Origin of the sequence: Psychromarinibacter halotolerans (assembly GCF_029168315.1) — a bacterium.
GTDB classification, from domain to species: domain Bacteria; phylum Pseudomonadota; class Alphaproteobacteria; order Rhodobacterales; family Rhodobacteraceae; genus Psychromarinibacter; species Psychromarinibacter halotolerans.
The window spans coordinates 11,604-29,813 of record NZ_JARGYD010000003.1; the positions used below are offsets into that span (position 1 = coordinate 11,604).

Below are 18,210 nucleotides of genomic sequence, written 5' to 3' on the forward strand. Positions count from 1 at the left end.
CGTCCGTTTCTTCAGCAGCGACCCGTTTCCATATGACAATTCAGAACCGATCGCGCGGGACAGCCCGGCCCCGCATCGATCCCGTCGACCTTGTGTCCCGCCACTCGGCCCCGATCTTCCTTCTGCTTCTGATCGTGGCCTTCGCCGTGCTTGAACCGCGCTTCCTGCACCCGCTGAACGTACTGAACGTGTTCCGGCAGGTGTCGATCTCGGGCCTGATCGCGATTGGAATGACCTTCGTCATCCTGACCGCCGGCATCGACCTGTCGGTCGGCGCCATCGTCGCGCTGGCCGGGCTGGTCGGCGCCTACGTGGCCAAGGGAGGGTTGGAAAGCCGCTTTGCCATCGGCACCGCCGCAGACACCGGAAACCCGGTGATCCTTGCCTTTCTTGCCGCGCTTGCGGTGGGCGCCGCGTGCGGCGTGTTGCAGGGGCTTGCGATCACCCGGCTCAGGGTGCCGCCGTTCGTCGTGACGCTGGGCGGGATGACCGCCTTTCGCGGCGCGGCACTGCTGTTTTCGGGCGGCGGGCCGATCAGCGGCTTCAGCCCGGACTACGGCTGGTGGGGACAGGGACGGATCGGCTCCATCCCGGTTCCGGTCATCATCTTCGTCGCGGCCGCCATCGTGGCCCATATCGTCCTGCGGCACACCCGCTTCGGGCTGCACGTCTATGCGGTCGGCGGCAACGCGCAGGCGGCCGAAGCGAACGGCATCCCGGTCCGCCGCGTCACGCTGGCGGCCTATGTCATCGTCGGCGCCATGTGCGGGCTGGCGACCTTCCTGCTGTCGGCCCGTCTGAACTCTGCCGAGGCGGTCGCGGGCATGGGGCTGGAACTGGACGTGATCGCCGCCGTGGTGATCGGGGGCACCTCGCTGTTCGGCGGGGTGGGCACGATCTTCGGCACCGTGGTCGGCGCGCTTTTGATCGGGGTGCTGCGCAACGGACTGGTTCTGATGAACGTGTCCTCGTTCGTGCAGCAGATCGTCATCGGCCTGATCCTTGTCGCCGCCGTCGCCATCGACCAGTACGCCGCCGCAAGGAGCAAGGCCTGATGTCCGTTCTTTCCCTGCGCGGTATCGCGAAACACTTCGGCGCCATTCAGGCGCTTGACGGCATCGACCTCGACATCGCGCATGGCGAGGTCGTCGGCCTGATGGGCGACAACGGCGCCGGCAAGTCGACGCTGGTGCGCATCATCGCAGGCAGCTTCATGCCGTCCGAGGGCGAGATGGTCCTTGACGGTCAGCCGGTCCGGTTCCAGCGCGCCGCCGAGGCGCGTGAGGCCGGGATCGAGCTTGTCCATCAAGACCTTGCCCTGTGCGACAACCTGTCGGCGGCGCTGAACGTGTTTCTCGGGCGCGAGCTGACGCGCGGGATCGGCCCATTCCGGTTCCTTGACCGCGGCGCCATGAGCCGTCGCGCCCAGCAGCTGTTCGACGAGCTAAAGTCGGAAACCCGCCCCCGCGACCTTGTCCGGTCGATGTCGGGCGGGCAGCGGCAGGCGGTGGCCATCGCCCGCACCCGGCTGGCCGACCCCAAGCTGGTGATCCTTGACGAACCGACCGCCGCGATCAGCGTGCGGCAGGTGGCCGAGGTGCTGGCCCTGATCCGACGGCTGAAAGAGTCCGGGCACGCGGTGATCCTGATCAGCCACCGGATGCCCGACGTGTTCACGGTCGCGGACCGCGTGGTGGTCCTGCGGCGGGGCACCAAGGTGGCGGACAAGCCGGTGGCAAGCACATCGCCGGAAGAGGTCACCGGCCTGATCACCGGCGCCATCGAAACCGCCTGAACCGCCCCGCGCCGCTGCCTGTTTCGCGGGCAGCGCGCGGGGCCTCACGCAAAACTGAACCCCGGCGCGCATCCGCAGTTGATCGGCGGCGCGCTTTCCTTTTGTCTCGAACCTGAACCCGCCCGTATCTCACGGGGATTCCGGATGAATCCCCCCGCGGCGGCCTGGAAAGAGACTGCGATGACCGACGAAAACTGGTGGCGCGGGTCTGTCACCTATCAGATCTACCCGCGTTCCTTCATGGACAGCAACGGCGACGGCGTGGGCGACTTGCCCGGCATCACCGACAAGCTGCCCTATGTCGCCGACCTTGGCGTCGACGCGATCTGGCTAAGCCCGTTCTTCACCTCGCCCATGCGCGACATGGGCTATGACGTGGCCGACTATCGCGGCGTCGACCCGGTGTTCGGCTCGATTGCGGATTTCGACACGATGGTCGAGGCGGCGCACAAGCTGGGCCTGAAGGTGATCATCGACCAAGTCCTGTCGCACTGCTCGGACCAGCACCCGGCGTTCACCGAATCCCGCAGCTCGCGAGACAATCCAAAAGCGGACTGGTTCGTCTGGTCCGATCCAAAGCCCGACGGCGCGACGCCGAACAACTGGCAAGGCATCTTCGGCGGGCCCGCGTGGGAATGGGACACGCGGCGGCGGCAGTATTACTTCCACAACTTCGCGAAGGAACAGCCAGACTTCAATTTCCACAACCCCGAGGTTCAGGACTTTCACCTCGACAACATGCGCTTCTGGCTGGACCGGGGCGTCGATGGCTTCCGGCTGGACACCGTGAACTATTATTTCCACGACGCCCGCCTGCCCGACGACCCGGCCGATCCGGTGAAACGCGACGGTCCGGCGAACAAACCCTACGACATGCAGTACCACCTGCATTCGAAGAACCAGCCCGAGAACCTCGACTACCTCAAGCGGATGCGCGCGCTGCTGGACGAATACGATGCCCGCGCGATGGTGGGCGAAGTGGGCGACAGCCACCATTCCATCGACCTGATGGGCCAGTACACCCGCGGCAGCCGCCTGCACATGGCCTATTCCTTCGAACTTCTCGGCCCGCCCTTCTCGGCCGAGTTCTTCCGCTCGCGGATACAGGCATTCTTCCGCGGCGCGCCGGACGGCTGGCCATGCTGGGCTTTCTCGAACCACGACGTGATGCGCCATGTCTCGCGCTGGACAAAGCACGGGCCGACCACCGCGTCGGTCGCCAAGGTCGCGGCCGGGTTGCTTCTGACTTTCGAGGGATCGGTCTGCCTGTATCAGGGCGAAGAATTGGGACAGGTCGAGACAGAGCTGGAATACCACGAGCTGACCGATCTTGACGGCATCAATTTCTGGCCCGAGGTCAAAGGCCGCGACGGCTGCCGCACGCCGATGGTGTGGGACGGAAAGGCGCCGAACGGCGGCTTCTCGACCGCGAACAAGACGTGGCTGCCGGTGAAACAGCCGCAGCTTGACCGCGGCGTCGCGCAGCAAGGCGATGACGGGGTGCTGGCGTTCTACAAGGCGATGCTGGCGCTGCGAAAGGCAGAGCCGTCGCTGCGGGACGGCACGCAAAGCTTCCTTGAGACAGACGAACCCGTGCTGGCCTATACGCGGGGCCACGACATCCTGTGCGTGTTCAACCTGTCCGGCGATCCCGCGACCTTCGCGCTTCCGGGCAAGGTGACGCCCCTGCTGGCAGAAGCCGCCGAGATAACCGGCGACACGCTTGCGCTGGGGCCGAACGGTGTGATGATCGCCCGCCTGGCTTAAGCCAAAGACGGCGTGGCGCGTCCCGGGTCAGCCCCGGGGCGCGCGACCTCAGATCTTCGGTGCGGTCTGAAGCAGCGGCAGCACGTCCGCCATTTCCGGGCCGCGCGCGCGGCCGGTGATGGCAAGGCGCAGCGGCATGAACAGCTGCTTGCCCTTGCGGCCTGTCTTTTCCTTCACGTCCGACGTCCATGCGCCCCACGTCTCGGGCGTGTACGGCAGCGGCGGCAGCATCGCGAAGGCCTCTGCCACGAAGGCGCGGTCCTCGTCGGACAGTTCTGCCCCATCGGCATCGGGACCCTTGCGGAACAGGTCCCACCAGCCGGCCATGTCCGACTTTACCGTGATGTTCTCGCGCACGACGTTCCAGAACCGCTCTGCCTGCTCGTCGGGCACGCCCAGCGCCCGCACGTCTTCGGCCACGGCCTCGTAGGGCTGCGCACCAAGGTGGCGGGCGGTCAGCGGGAACAGATCCTCGACGTCGAACTTCGTCGGGGCAGACCCGAAGCGGGTGATGTCGAAGCCCTCGACCAGTTCGTCGATGGAACCGCGCAGCTCCACCGGGTCCGACGACCCAAGCCGCGCCATCAGCGACAACAGCGCCATCGGCTCGACGCCGCGTTCGCGCAGGTCGCGCAGCGCCAGCGTGCCAAGCCGCTTCGACAGCGCCTCGCCCTGCGGGCCGGTCAGCAGCGAATGGTGCGCAAAGCCCGGAGCAGTGCCGCCCAGCGCCTCGATGATCTGGATCTGGGTTGCGGTGTTGGTGACGTGGTCAGAGCCGCGCACGATGTTCGTCACGCCCATGTCCATGTCGTCGACCACCGACGCCAGCGTGTACAGCACCTGTCCATCGCCCCGGATCAGCACCGGGTCAGAGACAGAGGCCGCGTCGATCGAAATGTCGCCAAGGATGCCGTCGGTCCACTCGATCCGCTCGTGGTCCAGCTTGAACCGCCAGTGGCCCTGCCGCTCGGCCCGCAGCGCGGCCTTCTCGTCGTCCGACAGCGCCAGTGCGGCGCGGTCGTAGACCGGCGGCTTGCCCATGTTCAGCTGTTTCTTGCGCTTCAGGTCCAGTTCGGTCGGCGTCTCGAACGCCTCGTAGAACCGGCCCTTTGCACGCAGTTCGTCCGCCGCTTCGGCATAGCGGTCCAGCCGCAGCGACTGGCGTTCGAAGCGGTCCCACGTCAGGCCCAGCCATTCGAGATCCTGCTTGATGCCGTCGACGTATTCGTCTTTCGACCGCTCGGGATCGGTGTCGTCGATCCGCAGGATGAAGGTGCCGCCGGCCTTGCGCGCGATGAGATAGTTCATCAGCGCCGTGCGCAGGTTGCCGATATGGATGTAGCCCGTGGGCGACGGAGCGAAACGGGTGATGGTCATGGCGCGAAATCTCCTTGCGCGCTCCTCTGTCACAAGGCCGCGGTCTTGTCCACATCGCCACCGCGCGCATGGCGCCCGATACGTGGTGCAAGCGGCCCCGGACCGCTGCTGGCACGCGATCAGGTCGGCATCACCGGCCAATGCGTGGCAAGGTCCGCCAGCCCGGCGCGGATCAGCTCGCGCAGGACATCCTCGTCAATATCCGCCAGCTTGGTCACGTACAGGCAGGACTTGCCGGTCTTGTGCTTGCCCAGCCGCCCGAGGATGTCACCGAAATCGGCATAACCCGGCAGGATGTAGATCGAATGCGCCGACTTGCGGGGACTGAACCCGTTGGCAAGGAAATCCCCTTCGCGCCCGCTGGCGTAGACATAGTGATAACGGCCATAGCCGATCACCGACGGACCCCACATCACCGGCGCGAAGCCAGTCGTTTTGCGGAAAATGGCATCCAGCCGCCGCGCCTCGTCACGCTTGCGGCCCGGTTCGACCTGCTGAAGGAAATCGGCGACCCGCACATCGGTCGGCTGTGTCTTGTTTCCGCTCATGTCGGCACCGATCCCACTTCGTCCCATCCATGACCGCCTAGATACCAGACCGGCCCGCTGGCTGTCGCCCCGGAACCCGCTTTTTGGGCTGTGCGCCAGCGGACGACCATCCGGGACCACGCCGTCCCATCCGGCCGAATGCCCCTTTCCCCCGCCGCAACCCCGCGCCAGTATCCGCCGCATGACAGACGCGCCCCCCGACACCGCCGACCAGATCGCCCCCGACCTTGCCCGGATCGAGGCGCTGGCAGAGGCCGCCCTTGCCACCCTGCCCGGCTCTTTCGCCCGCGCCGTTGCCGGTGTCGCGATCCGGGTCGAGGATTTTGCCCCCGACGACATGCTGGCCGATCTCGGGATCGAGGATCCCTTCGCGCTTACGGGGCTGTACGACGGCATCCCGCTGACCGAGAAGTCCAGCTTCGACCAGCCGCTGCAGCCCGATACGGTCTGGCTGTTCCGCCGCCCGATCCTTGACGAATGGATCGACCGGGGCGACGTGGCGCTTGGCGCGCTGGTGACTCATGTGCTGGTGCACGAGATCGCGCACCATCTTGGGTGGTCCGACGACGACATCGCCTCGATCGACCGCTGGTGGGAATGACCACGGCTTGCGGCTTCGCGCGTGTCGGTCCAGTGTCGGCCCCGACCGTCCGGCAGGAGGATCCATGCGCACCGATATCGTCACCGTCACCCTGAACCCGACCGTCGACTTCGCGACGTCCTCGCCCCATGTCTTCGCAGAGCACAAGCTGCGCTGCACCGAACCGCACATCGATCCGGGCGGCGGCGGTATCAACGTGGCGCGGGCCGTGCGGCAACTGGGCGGTCAGGCCACCGCGATGATCGCCATCGGCGGCGGTGCGGGGGCGCAACTGCTGCAACTGCTGGCGTTGGAAGGCGTGCCCACCGTTGCGTTTCAGGGGCCGGGAGAGTCGCGGCTGTCCTTCTCGGTGACCGATCAGCAAACGATGGAACAGTACCGCTTCGTGATGCCCGGCCCGATCTGGGCCGAGGCGGACGTGGAACGCGGCCTGAACTCGATCGATCAGGCGGCGGGGGACGGCACGCTGGTGGTGCTGTCGGGCAGCCAGCCGCCGGGCGTGGCGAAGGAATTCCCCTCGATCCTTGCGCAACACCTGGACGGGCGCGGGGCGCGGCTGATCGTGGACACCTCGGGCCCGGCGCTGTTCAACCTTGTGCGCGGCTCTTACGAGGCGATCCACGTCCTGCGCATGGACGATGTCGAGGCCGAGGAGCTGGCCAGGCGGTCCCTGACCACCCGCGAGGACACCGCCGCCTTCGCCCGCGAACTGGTGACGCGCGGGTCGGCGCGGATCGTGATCATCGCGCGCGGCGCGGACGGGTCGGTGCTGGCCACCGAAACCGAGGCATGGCACGCGGTGTCGCCCAAGGTCGACGTGATCAGCAAGGTCGGCGCGGGCGACAGCTTTGTCGGGGCCTTCTCGCTTGCTCTGGCGCGCGGAGAGACGCTGCCGTCCTGCCTGCGGTTCGGCGTGGCCGCCGCCGCTGCTGCCTGCACAACGGAAGGCACCCGACTGTGCGAAATCGAGACGGTCGATACCCTGCTGCCGCTGTGCACGCTGGGCCGCGTCTGACGCATCGCTCACGAAAAAACCCGCCGGACTGCTCCGGCGGGTCGCGGACAGTAACCTGTCGCAGAGGACGCGATCAGGCGATCAGGCGATGATCTTCGCGGTCGTTTCGACCAGACGCTTGGCTTGGTGCGCGACGGCTTTCTTGCCGTTCTCCGGCAGTTCGCCGGCGATGGCCGAGTAGCCATAGGGGTTGCCGGTTTCGAACAGGATCGGGTCGGTGTAGCCCGGCGCCACGATGATCGCGCCCCAGTGCATCGCCGAGACGTACAGCGCCATCGTGGTCATCTCGTGGCCGCCGTGCAGCGTCTGGGCGCTGGTCGAAGCGGTGAAGGTCTTGTTGATCAGCTTGCCGGCCTGCCACAGCGAGCCAAGCGTGTCGATGAACGCGCGGACCTGGCTGGCGGGCTGACCGTAGCGGGTCGGCGACAGGAAGAAATAGCCATCGGCCCATTCCATGTCGTCGAGGCTGACTTCCGGGATATCGCTGGTCTTCTCTAGCTGGGCTTTCCAGGCTTCCTGGCCTTCGACGACCTCTTTCGGGGCGGTCTCGGCGAAGCGGCGCAGGCGGACTTCAGCGCCAGCGGCTTCTGCGGCGGCCTTGGCTTCCAGAGCGACCTGATAGTTGGTGCCGTAGGTGGAATAGTAAGCGATGGTAATCTTGGGTGCGGTCATTGTGGTATCTCCTTTGGGGAAGGACATATGACCTAACCGTCGGTGCGTACACCGCCAGTTCGGTGCAGCAAAGCGCGTATATCGTTCGTCTTTGCACACACTTTACGTTAGGCGATCAAGCGTAGCCTTTCGGTTGCGCCGCCCCCCGTCTGCGACTCGCGCGACACGATGGCTGCGCCGCGTTGTCCTGCGAACGGATTCAGTTGGGGGATCGGCGCGAAAGACAGTATCAGGGCTCGTTCGCGGCTTATCATACAAGGCTTTCAGGCTTGAACCGCTCCACCGGCACCGCGCTGCTTCATACCCTTGTGGAAACCGGCGACCACCGGATCTGCTATGCCGAGGGGCGGTCCGACCGGCTGGTTGTCTCGCTGGCCGGCGTGGGCACGCTTCCCGCCAGCGTTCCCCCGTTCGAATTCATCGGCACGGCGTGGGACGACGGCGAAAACCACGTCCTTCTGGCGTCCGAGCGGCGCAGGACATGGCTGAACGATACCGCCTTTGCCGACATGCTGGTCGCGCAGATCGCACACCATGTCGAACGGCTGGGCATCCGCGAGGTCGTGTGCCTTGGGAACAGCATGGGCGGCTTCATGGCGCTTGCCCTGCCCCGCCTGACCCGCGTCGATTGCGTCATCGCCTTCTCGCCGCAGTACTCCGCCGACCCGTGCGAGGTGCCCGAGGAACAGCGTTGGTTGCGCTGGCGATCCGGTATCACGCACTTCCGGGTGCCGACCGTGCGCCCGCTGGACCCGACCGCGCGGGACCATTTCATCTTCCACGGCGACGCAATGAAAGAGCGTATCCATTGGCAGCGGTTTCCGAAGGATGCGCGCCTGCACCATTTCATCCTGCGCAAGCGGGGGCACAACATCGTGCAGGACATGAAGGACCGCGACATCCTGCGCGACGTGGTGCGGCTGGCGATATCCCGAAAGCCGCGCAAGCTGCGCCTGCTGCTGGAACAGCATTTCGACGTCGCCCGGCGCGAGGCGCTGGCCCCCGCCGAAGCGCACCTGCCGTTACACGCCTAGGACGGATCGCGCCAGCGGTTCACGATCGGATAACGCCGGTCCAGCCAGAAGCTGCGCTTGGTCAGCCGCGCCCCCGGGGCGGACTGGAACCGCTTGTATTCGCTGATGTAAATCAGGTGCTCGATCTTCTTCACCACGTCGCGTTCGAAGCCCATCGCGACGACCTCGGCCACCGATTTCTCGTCGTCGATCAGCGCCTCGAGGATGCGGTCGAGATCCTCGTAGGGCGGCAGGCTGTCCTCGTCCTTCTGGTCCTCGCGCAGCTCGGCCGAAGGCGGCTTGTCGATGACGCGGGGGGTGATCACCTCGCCCGCGGGGCCCATCATCCAGTCGCGGTGGTTTTCGTTGCGCCAGCGGCAGGTCTGGAACACCCGCGTCTTGTACAGGTCTTTCAACGGGTTATAGCCGCCGGACATGTCGCCATAGATCGTGGCATAGCCCACCGCGACCTCGGACTTGTTGCCCGTGGTCAGAACCATCTCGCCGAACTTGTTCGACAGCGCCATCAACAGCAGGCCCCGCAGGCGGGACTGGATGTTTTCCTCGGTCACGTCGGGGGTCGTGCCCTCGAACAAGGGCGCCAGCGCCTCTGTCACCGCCGCGCGCGCGCCGCTGATCGGGATATAGTCATAGCGGCAGCCCAGCGCCTTTGCGACAGTCTCGGCGTCCTCCAGCGAATGCTGGCTGGTATACTCGGACGGCAGCATCACGCAGCGCACGTTCTCGGACCCCAGCGCGTCCACCGCGATAGCAGCCACCAGCGCCGAATCGACGCCGCCCGACAGGCCCAGCACCGCCTTGCGGAACCCGGTCTTGCCGAAATAGTCGCGCGTGGCCTGCACCATCGCCCGATAATCCTGTTCCCATTCGTCCGGCTGCGGGGTTTCTCCGGCTGGCAGGATGCACCAGCCGTCGTCGCCGCGTTCCAGCTCGATGGTGCGGATTTCCTCGTCGAAGGCCGGCATCAGCATCGCCAGCTCGCCATGCGGGTTCAGCGCGAAGGACGCACCGTCGAAAATCTGGTCATCCTGCGCGCCCACCATGTTCAGGTAGATCAGCGGAAGCCCGGTCTCGACCACGCGGCCCACCATGTGGTTCAGCCGCGTTTCCAGCTTGCCGCGATAGTAGGGCGACCCGTTCGGAACCAGCAGAAACTCGGCGCCCGTTTCGGCCAGCGTCTCGGACACTTCGGGGTGCCACGCGTCTTCGCAGATCGGCGTGCCCACCCGCGTGTCGCCCACGGCGTAGGGGCCGCCAAGCGGGCCCGCATCGTACAGCCGCACCTCGTCGAAGACATGATCGTTGGGCAGGTTGTGCTTCAGCACCTTGCTGACGATCTTGCCGCCTTTCAGGATGAAATAGGCGTTGAAAAGTTCGCCGTCCTCGGCCCACGGACCGCCGATGCCCAGCGCAGGCCCGTCGGCGCAGGTCACCGCCAGCGCCTCGACCGCCTGCATCGCGTGCTGGTGGAACGCGGGCTTCATCACAAGGTCCTGGGTCTGGTACCCGGTCACGAACATTTCGGGCAGCGCCACCATGTCTGCGCCGGCCTCTCGGCCCTTCAGCCAAGCCGCGTGCGCGGCGTCCGCATTGTCGGCAATAGCCCCAACGGTGGGGTTCAATTGTGCCAGGGTCAGACGAAACCTGTCGGCCATATCACTCTCCGCATCGTGAGTTGCGTCTAACCAGAACCCTCGGCCAAGGAAAGCCGATAGCGGCGAAAAGCGTTGCTAGCTCAAGGGCAAGCCTTTAGGTTTTGGTCATGGCGACACGATCGGGGATGTGAACCGTCCGATGGGAGGCAGGGTGCAGAATTACCGGGCTAAACGCGACCGGAACAATCGTTTTCATAATCTGGCGCTAAGCGGCGCGATCCTGCTGACGGCCAGTGCGGCCTTCGCGCAGGACGGCGACGTGCAGGTGAAACAGTACGAGGACGGCGGCGTCTACGAGGGTACGTTCCAAGACGGCAAGCAGCACGGCACCGGCACTTACCGGCTGCCGAACGGCTATGAATACACCGGCGCTTGGGTCGAGGGCGAGATCCGCGGACAAGGCATCGCGCGCTTCCCCAACGGGTCGGTCTACGAAGGCAACTTCGAGGCTGGCAAACCGTCGGGGCTGGGCAAGATCACCTTCGCCGACGGCGGCACCTACGAAGGCGATTGGGTCGACGGCAAGATCAACGGACAAGGCACGGCGGTCTACGCGAACGGCGTGACCTATACCGGCGGCTTCGTGGATGCGATGCACGACGGTCAGGGCCGGATGGAAAGCCCGAACGGCTATGTCTACGAAGGCGACTGGGTCGCCGGCGTGAAGCAGGGCGAAGGCACGATCACCTATCCCGACGGGTCGGTTTACACCGGCGCGCTGGTCGACGGCCAGCGCGAGGGCCAAGGACGGCTTGTCACCGCAGACAACCCCGACACCCCCGCCGACGAAAGCCTCACCTACGAGGGCGAGTGGTCCGCCGGTCAGATCAACGGCACCGGCACCCTGACCCAGCCCAACGGCGACGTCTACGAGGGCGATTTCGTCAACGGCGAGCGCGAGGGCAACGGCACCGTCACCTACGCGAACGGCGACATCTACGAGGGCCAGTTCCTGAACGACCGCCGCCACGGACAGGGCAGCTTCTACGGCACCGATGGCTACGCCTACCTTGGCGAATGGGTCGCTGGCCGGATCGAAGGCGAAGGCCAAGTCACCTATCCCGACGGTTCGATCTACGTGGGCGAGTTCCGCGACGACGTGGCCGCCGGTCAGGGCCGCATCATCTATCCCGACGGATCGTCCTACGAGGGCGAGTGGCGCGGCGGTGTGATCGAAGGCGAAGGCCGCGCGGAATACGCCAATGGGCTGGTCTACGAGGGGTCGTTCCTGAACGCCCGCAACCACGGCACCGGCACCATGACCTACACCGACGGCTACACCTACGAAGGCGAATGGCAGGACGGCCAGCGTCACGGTCAGGGCACCGCGACCTATGCCGACGGCACCGTCTATGAAGGCGGCTTCGTGAACGGCCAGCGCGAGGGCATGGGGCGGATCGTCATTCCCGACGACCCCGAGACCGAGGAAGACGAAAGCTTCACCTACGAAGGCGAATGGGCCGGCGGCAAGATCGAGGGCACGGGCCGCGCGATCTACTACAACGGCGACGTCTACGAGGGCGAGTTCGAGGACGGCCGCCGCCAGGGCGAAGGCACGATCGAATACGCCTCGGGCGAGGTTGCGACGGGTATGTGGACCGATGGCGTTCTCGACCAAAGCACGGCCGAGATCAGCGGCACCGACGGCGCGACGGAATGAGCCATTGAGCCGGCCGGTCGTTTACCACATCCCGGTTTGCCCGTTCTCGCAACGGCTTGAAATCCTGCTTGCGCTGAAGGGTCTTCAGGACGCGGTCGAGTTTCGCGTCGTCGATATCACCAAGCCGCGCGACCCTGCCCTGCTGGAGCTTTCGCGCGGGACCACGGCCCTGCCGATCATGGATCTTGGCGACGGTCGCGTGCTGAAGGAAAGCCTTGTCATCCTGCGCTATGTCGAAGAGGCGCTTGGCGGCCCGAACGTGGCACGCTCGGACCCCTACGAACGCGGCATCGAACGGCTGATGATCACGCGCGAAGGGCCATTCGGCATGGCCGGTTATCTTTATGTCCTGAACCGCGACCGCACCGCGTCCGAAACGAAGAAGGCCGCGCTGCTAGAGCATTACGCGTGGCTTTCCGATTTCCTTGACCACCACAACCCCGGCGGCCTGTTCCTGTTCGACGATTTCGGGCTGGCCGAGACGGTGTTCACCCCGCTGATGATGCGGTTCTGGTTCCTCGACTATTACGAAGGCTTCGAACTGCCCCCCGGCCCCGAATACGCCCGCGTCCGCGCGTGGCGCGAAGCCTGCCTTGCCCACCCGGCGGCGCAGCAGGTCAGCTACGATCACATCGTGAAGCTGTATTATGATTATGCCGTCGGCGCCGGGAACGGGGCCCTTCCCGACGGGCGCGCGAAGTCCAGCTTTACCTTCGACCCGGACTGGCGCGACCGTCCCATGCCGCCGCGCGACAAGTACGACCGGGTCGCCAGCGACGCGGAACTTGGCCTGATCTAGGCCGCGCACCGGACAGCGCGACGTTCCGGCGGACACCGGCTCTCAGACTGGTTCCTCAAACGGGCGGGATCGCGCTTTGCTTCACGCGAAGTCACCCGGCAAATTCGCGCTTGGCGGGCGAATTTTGATCCGTCTCCCAGTGCACTTCCCCCGCGATCCCGGCTAGGTCTGCCGTCAAAATCCGCGCGCGACAGAATCGCGCGCCACGACTTGAGACAGAGCAGGAGCCGCGACAGGTGCGGAGACCAAGAACGACCAGCCGTCGCGCCGCCGCGACGGTGACGGCGCAGCCGTTCCAGATCCGGGGGCGGTTCATCACGGCCATCTCTTTAAGGCTCGACACCGACGCCTTCGACGCCGATTTCTTCGATGCGCTCGACGCCCATCTGGCCCGCGCACCGCAATTCCTGCTGGACGCGCCGCTTGTCATCGACCTTGGAACCATCCAGCACCTTGTCGACCGCGCCACGCTGGACGCGCTGGTCGCCGAGCTTCGCGCCCGCAAGCTGCGGGTGTTCGGCGTGCAGGACCCGGCGCCCGCGCAGGTCGAACTGGCCGAGGACATGGGCCTGATCGAGGTCGCCTTCGGACGCGAAACCGCGCCGGAAAAGATCGGCACCGGTACCACACGCCGCGCCGACCGGCTGCTTCCGCCCGACAACAAGGTGATCACCCAGCCCGTGCGGTCGGGTCAGGTGATCGTCGCCGAACGCGGCGACCTGACGGTGATCGGCTCGGTCTCGTCCGGGGCCGAACTGGTCGCGTCGGGTAACATCCACGTCTACGGAACCCTTCGGGGCCGGGCCATCGCTGGGATGCACGGCGACGAAAGCACGCGGATCTTCTGCCTGAAACAACAGGCCGAACTGCTGGCCATCGCGGGCCTGTACCGCACCAGCGAAAACATCGGGGACGACATGCGGCACCAGCCGCTGCAAGTCGTGCTCAAGGACGACAGACTGATACTGGAGCCGCTCACATGACGACGGATTTGAAGGAAAAGGCCCCGCTCGGGAAGATCATCGTGATCACCTCGGGCAAGGGCGGGGTGGGCAAGACCACCTCGGCGGCGGCGATCTCCGCCGGGCTGGCCAAGCTGGGCCACAAGACGGTGGTTATCGACTTCGACGTGGGCCTGCGCAACCTTGACATGATCATGGGCTGCGAACGCCGGGTCGTGTTCGACTTCATCAACGTGATCCAGGGCGACGCGAAGCTGAAGCAGGCGCTGATCAAGGACAAGCGGCTGGATACGCTGTACGTGCTGCCGACCTCGCAGACCCGCGACAAGGACGCCCTGACGACCGAGGGAGTCGAGGCGGTGCTGAACGAACTGCGCGAGGAATTCGACTACATCATCTGCGACAGCCCCGCCGGGATCGAGCGCGGCGCGCAGATGGCGATGTACTTCGCCGACGAGGCCGTCGTGGTCACCAACCCCGAAGTGTCGTCCGTGCGCGACAGCGACCGGGTGCTGGGCCTGCTGGCGTCGAAGACGCGGCGCGCCGAAAGCAGCAATGACGAGCCGGTCAAGGCGCGCGTCCTGCTGACCCGGCACGACAAGGGCCGGATCGAGCGCGGCGAGATGATGACCGTCGACGACGTGCTAGAGATTCTCGCCGTGCCGCTTCTGGGTATCATCCCGGAAAGCCAGGCGGTGCTGAAGGCGTCGAACATCGGCACGCCGGTGATCCTGGACGAGCCGTCGAACGCCGGTCAGGCCTATGAGGACACCGTCGCGCGACTGGTCGGCGAAGAGGTCGAGATGCGCCTGCCCGAGGACAAGCGCCCCGGCTTCATGCAGCGGCTGTTCGGACGGTCGGCATGAGCCTGTTCGGTTTCTCGCTCAGGCCCCGCCGCGCCGCCACGGCGCAAACCGCCAAGGACCGGCTGCAACTGCTTCTGGCGCACGAACGCGCCGATGGGGCGGCGCAGGCCGATTTCCTTCCGAAAATGCAGCAGGACATCCTCGAGGTGATCCGCCGCTACGTTAAGGTCGAGGATCAGGACGTCGACATCAAGGTGCAGCGCGACGACGCGGTGTCGAGCCTTGAGATCAACATCGAAATGCCCGCCGCTTCGGTGACAAACGCCCGCGATCGCGGCTAACTTTGCTGGGCGGTCCGGTTCACGATAACCGGGCCGCCCACCTCATTCCGGCTTGGCCTAACGGGCCGCCAGCGCCAGCCCGTCGACCACCGCCGTGAACGCTTCCGACCGCAGCACCGCCGCGTCGGGGCACAGGTCCGACACCTCGTCCGACACGAACCGCATCAGGCTCGACCCGCCGACAAGGATCACGCGCCCGATGTCGGACGGCGAGACCTCGGCCAGTGCCAGCGTTTCGGAGGCAGCGGCGCGCAGCGCGGCGCGGTTCTCGGTCAATGCTTCGTTCAGACTGTCGCCCGTGACCGCCACCGACAGACCCGGCTCGATAAACCCCATCGCGATGCGGCCCGCGCCGCCCTCGCCATTCGCACCGATCTTGCCGCGTTCCACGGCAAAGGCCAGTTCGTGGCCCAGTTCCAGATCCAGCACCTCGGCGAACCGTTCCATCGCCGGGCGGTCGACGGCGGTGCGGACCATGCCCGCCACCATGCGCCGGGTGTCGGCCGAGTAGAGGAACGGGATCTTGGCCCACGTCGCAAGATCCACATAGGGCGCGCGCGGCACCGGCAGCAGGCCCGATCCCATCTCGCGCCGCAGCTCTCCCCCCAGCCCCAGCATCGGCATCGCGTGGGTCATCGACACCGCGTGATCGAAATCCGTACCGCCCAGCCGAATGCCGTGGCTGGCAAGGATCTCTGCCCCGCCTGCGCCGCCCCGGAACACGGTAAAGTCCGAGGTCCCGCCGCCGATGTCGACGATCAGCCCCAGCCCTGCGCCGCCGCCCATGCCATGGCAGGCCACCGCCGCGGCCTCGGGTTCGGGCAGGAACGACACCTCGTCGAACCCGGCGGCGGCGTAACAGGCGCGCAGGTCCGCCTCGGCCTGTGCGTCCTTGTCCGGCGCCGCGGTGTGGAAATGCACGGGGCGTCCCGACAGCGCGCGGCGGAAGGTCAGTCCCGTCGCCGTTTCGGCCCGCGTCTTCACCTCGGACAGGAACACCGTGATCACGTCGGCCAGCGTGCGCCGCACGCCGCCCAGCACGCGGGGTTCATGCAGAAGCGGCAGGCCCAGCACGCTTTTCAGCGCGCGCATGTACCGCCCCTCTTCGCCCGCGATCAGCGCGGCACCGGCAGACGACCCGATCCGCATCGCCCCCTGCACGGGAAAAAAGACGGCGGTCGGCAGCGTCTCGGCGCCCTGCTCGATGGGGATGCGGTAGACGCCATTGCCCGCAGCGACGGCGGCGGCCGAGTTAGAGGTGCCAAAGTCGATTGACAGAATATCCGTGGCCATGACGCGCGCCCTTTTTCGAAAGCGCCCCCGCTACTCAATCGCGCGCGCCCGCACAAGCCGATTCCCGTCTCCCAGCCCCGCAGCCGCTTGACCCGCGCGAAATTGCCGGTCATCTGAGCCCATGCTGATCTACAAGATTTTCCGCACCCCCGAATGGCAGGCGCTGCAGGCCGATGGCTCGACCCTTGGCGCGCCGATCGACCTGTCCGACGGCTACATCCACTTCTCGACCGCCGAACAGGCCGCCGAGACTGCCGCGAAGCATTTCGCCGGGGTCGAGGGGCTTTGGCTGGCCGCGGTCGAGGCCGACACGCTGGGCGACGACCTGAAATGGGAGCCGTCGCGCGGTGGCGCGCTGTTCCCGCACCTGTACCGGCCGCTGCGGCTGGACGACGTGGTCTGGGCTTGGCCGCTTCCGCTGGAAGACGGCGCCCACGTTTTCCCGGCAGAGATGGTATGAGACTGCTTGAACGCATCGGCCTGCCGCTTCTGCGCACCGTCGACCCCGAGCGGGCGCACGGGCTGGCACTGCAGGCGGTTCGGTCGGGTCTGGCGCCGCTGCCCGGTCCCATCACCTCGGCGCGGCTGGCCACGACGGTCGCGGGGCTTGCGCTGCCGAACCCCGTCGGGCTGGCGGCGGGTTTCGACAAGAACGCGACCGCCACCGCCGGTCTGGCGCGCGCCGGTTTCGGCTTTCTGGAACTGGGCGCCGCGACGCCCCGGCCGCAGCCGGGCAACCCGAAGCCGCGCCTGTTCCGCCTGACCGAGGACCACGCCGCGATCAACCGCTTCGGGTTCAACAACGACGGGGCCGAGGCGATTGCCGCCCGCCTTGCCGCCACGCCGACCGGTATCCCGCGCGGCCTGAACCTTGGCGCGAACAAGGACAGCAGCGACCGCGCCCGCGACTTCGCCGAAGTTCTGCGCATCGCCGGTCCGCATATCGACTTTGCCACGGTGAACGTGTCGTCGCCCAACACCGAGAAGCTGCGCGACCTGCAAGGTGCCGCCGCGCTGAAGGGTCTGCTGGCCGGGGTGATCGAGACCCGTGGCGCGCTGGACCGCCGCATCCCGGTGTTCCTGAAGATCGCGCCCGACCTGACCGACGCCGAGATCGCCGAGATCGCGGGCGTCGCGCAGGAGTCCGGGGTGGACGCGATCATCGCCACCAACACCACCCTGTCGCGCGACGGCCTTCGCAGCGCCCACAAGGGCGAGACCGGCGGCTTGTCCGGCGCGCCGCTGTTCGACCGCTCGACCCGCGTGCTGGCCCGGCTGTCCGCCGAGACCTCCGGTGCGCTGCCGCTGATCGGTGTCGGCGGGATCGCAAGTGCCGAACAGGCGCTGGCCAAGATCAAGGCGGGCGCCAGCGCCGTGCAGCTTTACACCGCGATGGTGTTCCACGGCCTGTCGCTGGCCCCGGACATCGCGCGCGGGCTTGATGCGCTGCTGGCGCGCGAGGGCTTCGCCTCGGTCGCAGAGGCGGTGGGAACAGGACGGAAGGACTGGCTATGACCAAGGTCACGATCTGGCACAACCCGCGCTGCACCAAGTCGCGCGAGACGCTGGCGTTGCTGCACGACAAGGGCTGCGACGTCACCGAGCGCCGGTATCTCGACGATGCGCCATCGGCGGACGAGATCCGTGCGGCGCTGGACCTGCTGGGCGTACCTGCCATCAAGCTGGTGCGCACCAAGGAGGCCGAGTTCAAGGCGCAGGGTCTGACCAAGGACGCCGACGACGCCACGCTGATCGCCGCGATGGCGGCGACGCCGAAGCTGATCGAACGGCCCGTGGTGTTCGCGAACGACCGCGCCGCGCTTGGCCGCCCGCCCGAGGCTGTGCTGGAAATCCTTTAGATTTCTTGCCTCCGGCGGGGATATTT

Annotated in this window: 19 protein-coding genes; 14 read left to right on the top strand and 5 right to left on the bottom strand. The window is 66.6% G+C overall.

The genetic code is table 11. The features are described from left to right. Positions 1-32 precede the first annotated feature (32 nt). From P1K30_RS08580 to P1K30_RS08590, 3 genes are all read left to right on the top strand, one after another. Positions 33-1,055, top strand: a complete 1,023-nt coding sequence (locus P1K30_RS08580) for an ABC transporter permease (RefSeq protein ID WP_275632306.1) — start codon at positions 33-35, stop codon at positions 1,053-1,055. Then, on the top strand, positions 1,055-1,795 hold the full coding sequence (locus P1K30_RS08585) for an ATP-binding cassette domain-containing protein (RefSeq protein WP_275632307.1): 741 nt from the start codon (positions 1,055-1,057) through the stop codon (positions 1,793-1,795). Before P1K30_RS08580 ends, P1K30_RS08585 begins: the two co-directional genes overlap by 1 nt. Before the next feature lie 180 nt (positions 1,796-1,975). Beyond that, on the top strand, positions 1,976-3,562 hold the full coding sequence (locus P1K30_RS08590; protein WP_275632308.1) for an alpha-glucosidase: 1,587 nt from the start codon (positions 1,976-1,978) through the stop codon (positions 3,560-3,562). Positions 3,563-3,610: 48 nt separating this feature from the next. Here the strand turns inward: P1K30_RS08590 and gltX are convergent, their stop codons facing one another. Continuing rightward, complete coding sequence (gene gltX / locus P1K30_RS08595; RefSeq protein ID WP_275632309.1) at positions 3,611-4,939, bottom strand: glutamate--tRNA ligase; 1,329 nt, start codon at positions 4,937-4,939, stop codon at positions 3,611-3,613. 119 nt (positions 4,940-5,058) lie between these two features. Next, the gene (locus P1K30_RS08600; RefSeq protein ID WP_275632310.1) at positions 5,059-5,487 is read right to left on the bottom strand and encodes a DUF1801 domain-containing protein; all 429 of its coding nucleotides are present in this window, start codon (positions 5,485-5,487) and stop codon (positions 5,059-5,061) included. A 181-nt stretch (positions 5,488-5,668) separates the two neighbouring features. Between P1K30_RS08600 and P1K30_RS08605 the strand changes: the two genes are divergently transcribed. Together P1K30_RS08605 and P1K30_RS08610 are read left to right on the top strand one after the other, a co-directional pair. Next, complete coding sequence (locus P1K30_RS08605) at positions 5,669-6,088, top strand: metallopeptidase family protein (protein ID WP_275632311.1); 420 nt, start codon at positions 5,669-5,671, stop codon at positions 6,086-6,088. A gap of 64 nt (positions 6,089-6,152) precedes the next feature. Then, on the top strand, positions 6,153-7,103 hold the full coding sequence (locus tag P1K30_RS08610; RefSeq protein ID WP_275632312.1) for a 1-phosphofructokinase family hexose kinase: 951 nt from the start codon (positions 6,153-6,155) through the stop codon (positions 7,101-7,103). A gap of 81 nt (positions 7,104-7,184) precedes the next feature. Here the strand turns inward: P1K30_RS08610 and P1K30_RS08615 are convergent, their stop codons facing one another. Continuing rightward, a complete protein-coding gene (locus tag P1K30_RS08615) occupies positions 7,185-7,775 on the bottom strand; it encodes an NAD(P)H-dependent oxidoreductase (RefSeq protein WP_275632313.1) in 591 nt (196 codons plus the stop codon). A gap of 269 nt (positions 7,776-8,044) precedes the next feature. On the opposite strand from P1K30_RS08615, the gene P1K30_RS08620 reads away from it, so the two are divergent. Then, entirely contained in the window at positions 8,045-8,809 is a 765-nt protein-coding gene (locus tag P1K30_RS08620) for an alpha/beta fold hydrolase (protein ID WP_275632314.1), read from the top strand. Here P1K30_RS08620 and P1K30_RS08625 read toward each other — a convergent pair. After that, positions 8,806-10,464, bottom strand: a complete 1,659-nt coding sequence (locus P1K30_RS08625; RefSeq protein ID WP_275632315.1) for an NAD+ synthase — start codon at positions 10,462-10,464, stop codon at positions 8,806-8,808. The genes P1K30_RS08620 and P1K30_RS08625 overlap by 4 nt on opposite strands. A 139-nt stretch (positions 10,465-10,603) precedes the next feature. Between P1K30_RS08625 and P1K30_RS08630 the strand changes: the two genes are divergently transcribed. The 5 genes from P1K30_RS08630 to minE all read left to right on the top strand — a co-directional run bounded on the left by P1K30_RS08630 (position 10,604) and on the right by minE (position 15,032). Next, positions 10,604-12,124 carry an MORN repeat-containing protein gene (locus tag P1K30_RS08630; protein ID WP_379561676.1) on the top strand — a complete coding sequence of 507 codons (1,521 nt, stop codon included), beginning with the start codon at positions 10,604-10,606 and terminating at the stop codon, positions 12,122-12,124. A gap of 4 nt (positions 12,125-12,128) precedes the next feature. Then, on the top strand, positions 12,129-12,923 hold the full coding sequence (locus P1K30_RS08635; protein WP_275632316.1) for a glutathione S-transferase family protein: 795 nt from the start codon (positions 12,129-12,131) through the stop codon (positions 12,921-12,923). Between the two features lie 236 nt (positions 12,924-13,159). Continuing rightward, positions 13,160-13,906 (top strand): septum site-determining protein MinC, encoded by a 747-nt coding sequence (minC, locus tag P1K30_RS08640; RefSeq protein ID WP_275632317.1) that lies wholly within the window; start codon positions 13,160-13,162, stop codon positions 13,904-13,906. Then, positions 13,903-14,751 carry a septum site-determining protein MinD gene (gene minD, locus P1K30_RS08645; protein WP_275632318.1) on the top strand — a complete coding sequence of 283 codons (849 nt, stop codon included), beginning with the start codon at positions 13,903-13,905 and terminating at the stop codon, positions 14,749-14,751. The genes minC and minD overlap by 4 nt, the downstream gene beginning before the upstream one ends. Then, positions 14,748-15,032 carry a cell division topological specificity factor MinE gene (gene minE, locus P1K30_RS08650; protein WP_275632319.1) on the top strand — a complete coding sequence of 95 codons (285 nt, stop codon included), beginning with the start codon at positions 14,748-14,750 and terminating at the stop codon, positions 15,030-15,032. Before minD ends, minE begins: the two co-directional genes overlap by 4 nt. Before the next feature lie 57 nt (positions 15,033-15,089). Here minE and P1K30_RS08655 read toward each other — a convergent pair whose 3' ends face one another. Further along, positions 15,090-16,325 carry an Hsp70 family protein gene (locus P1K30_RS08655; RefSeq protein ID WP_275632320.1) on the bottom strand — a complete coding sequence of 412 codons (1,236 nt, stop codon included), beginning with the start codon at positions 16,323-16,325 and terminating at the stop codon, positions 15,090-15,092. Positions 16,326-16,446: 121 nt separating this feature from the next. Here P1K30_RS08655 and P1K30_RS08660 point away from each other — a divergent pair, with 121 nt between their 5' ends. The 3 genes from P1K30_RS08660 to arsC are packed head-to-tail and all read left to right on the top strand — an operon-like array spanning position 16,447 to position 18,184. Continuing rightward, complete coding sequence (locus P1K30_RS08660) at positions 16,447-16,785, top strand: DUF952 domain-containing protein (protein ID WP_275632321.1); 339 nt, start codon at positions 16,447-16,449, stop codon at positions 16,783-16,785. Further along, positions 16,782-17,840, top strand: coding sequence for a quinone-dependent dihydroorotate dehydrogenase (locus P1K30_RS08665; protein ID WP_275632322.1), 1,059 nt, complete (start codon positions 16,782-16,784; stop codon positions 17,838-17,840). Before P1K30_RS08660 ends, P1K30_RS08665 begins: the two co-directional genes overlap by 4 nt. Beyond that, positions 17,837-18,184 carry an arsenate reductase (glutaredoxin) gene (gene arsC, locus P1K30_RS08670; protein WP_275632323.1) on the top strand — a complete coding sequence of 116 codons (348 nt, stop codon included), beginning with the start codon at positions 17,837-17,839 and terminating at the stop codon, positions 18,182-18,184. The genes P1K30_RS08665 and arsC overlap by 4 nt, the downstream gene beginning before the upstream one ends. The last annotated feature ends 26 nt before the right edge of the window (positions 18,185-18,210 follow it).

Coding starts and splice junctions, on each gene's coding strand:
- P1K30_RS08580 (WP_275632306.1), top strand. CDS start 33: ATGACAATTCAGAACCGATCGCGCGGGACAGCCCGGCCCCGCATCGAT.
- P1K30_RS08585 (WP_275632307.1), top strand. CDS start 1,055: ATGTCCGTTCTTTCCCTGCGCGGTATCGCGAAACACTTCGGCGCCATT.
- P1K30_RS08590 (WP_275632308.1), top strand. CDS start 1,976: ATGACCGACGAAAACTGGTGGCGCGGGTCTGTCACCTATCAGATCTAC.
- gltX (WP_275632309.1), bottom strand. CDS start 4,939: ATGACCATCACCCGTTTCGCTCCGTCGCCCACGGGCTACATCCATATC.
- P1K30_RS08600 (WP_275632310.1), bottom strand. CDS start 5,487: ATGAGCGGAAACAAGACACAGCCGACCGATGTGCGGGTCGCCGATTTC.
- P1K30_RS08605 (WP_275632311.1), top strand. CDS start 5,669: ATGACAGACGCGCCCCCCGACACCGCCGACCAGATCGCCCCCGACCTT.
- P1K30_RS08610 (WP_275632312.1), top strand. CDS start 6,153: ATGCGCACCGATATCGTCACCGTCACCCTGAACCCGACCGTCGACTTC.
- P1K30_RS08615 (WP_275632313.1), bottom strand. CDS start 7,775: ATGACCGCACCCAAGATTACCATCGCTTACTATTCCACCTACGGCACC.
- P1K30_RS08625 (WP_275632315.1), bottom strand. CDS start 10,464: ATGGCCGACAGGTTTCGTCTGACCCTGGCACAATTGAACCCCACCGTT.
- P1K30_RS08630 (WP_379561676.1), top strand. CDS start 10,604: ATGGGAGGCAGGGTGCAGAATTACCGGGCTAAACGCGACCGGAACAAT.
- minD (WP_275632318.1), top strand. CDS start 13,903: ATGACGACGGATTTGAAGGAAAAGGCCCCGCTCGGGAAGATCATCGTG.
- minE (WP_275632319.1), top strand. CDS start 14,748: ATGAGCCTGTTCGGTTTCTCGCTCAGGCCCCGCCGCGCCGCCACGGCG.
- P1K30_RS08655 (WP_275632320.1), bottom strand. CDS start 16,325: ATGGCCACGGATATTCTGTCAATCGACTTTGGCACCTCTAACTCGGCC.
- P1K30_RS08660 (WP_275632321.1), top strand. CDS start 16,447: ATGCTGATCTACAAGATTTTCCGCACCCCCGAATGGCAGGCGCTGCAG.
- P1K30_RS08665 (WP_275632322.1), top strand. CDS start 16,782: ATGAGACTGCTTGAACGCATCGGCCTGCCGCTTCTGCGCACCGTCGAC.
- arsC (WP_275632323.1), top strand. CDS start 17,837: ATGACCAAGGTCACGATCTGGCACAACCCGCGCTGCACCAAGTCGCGC.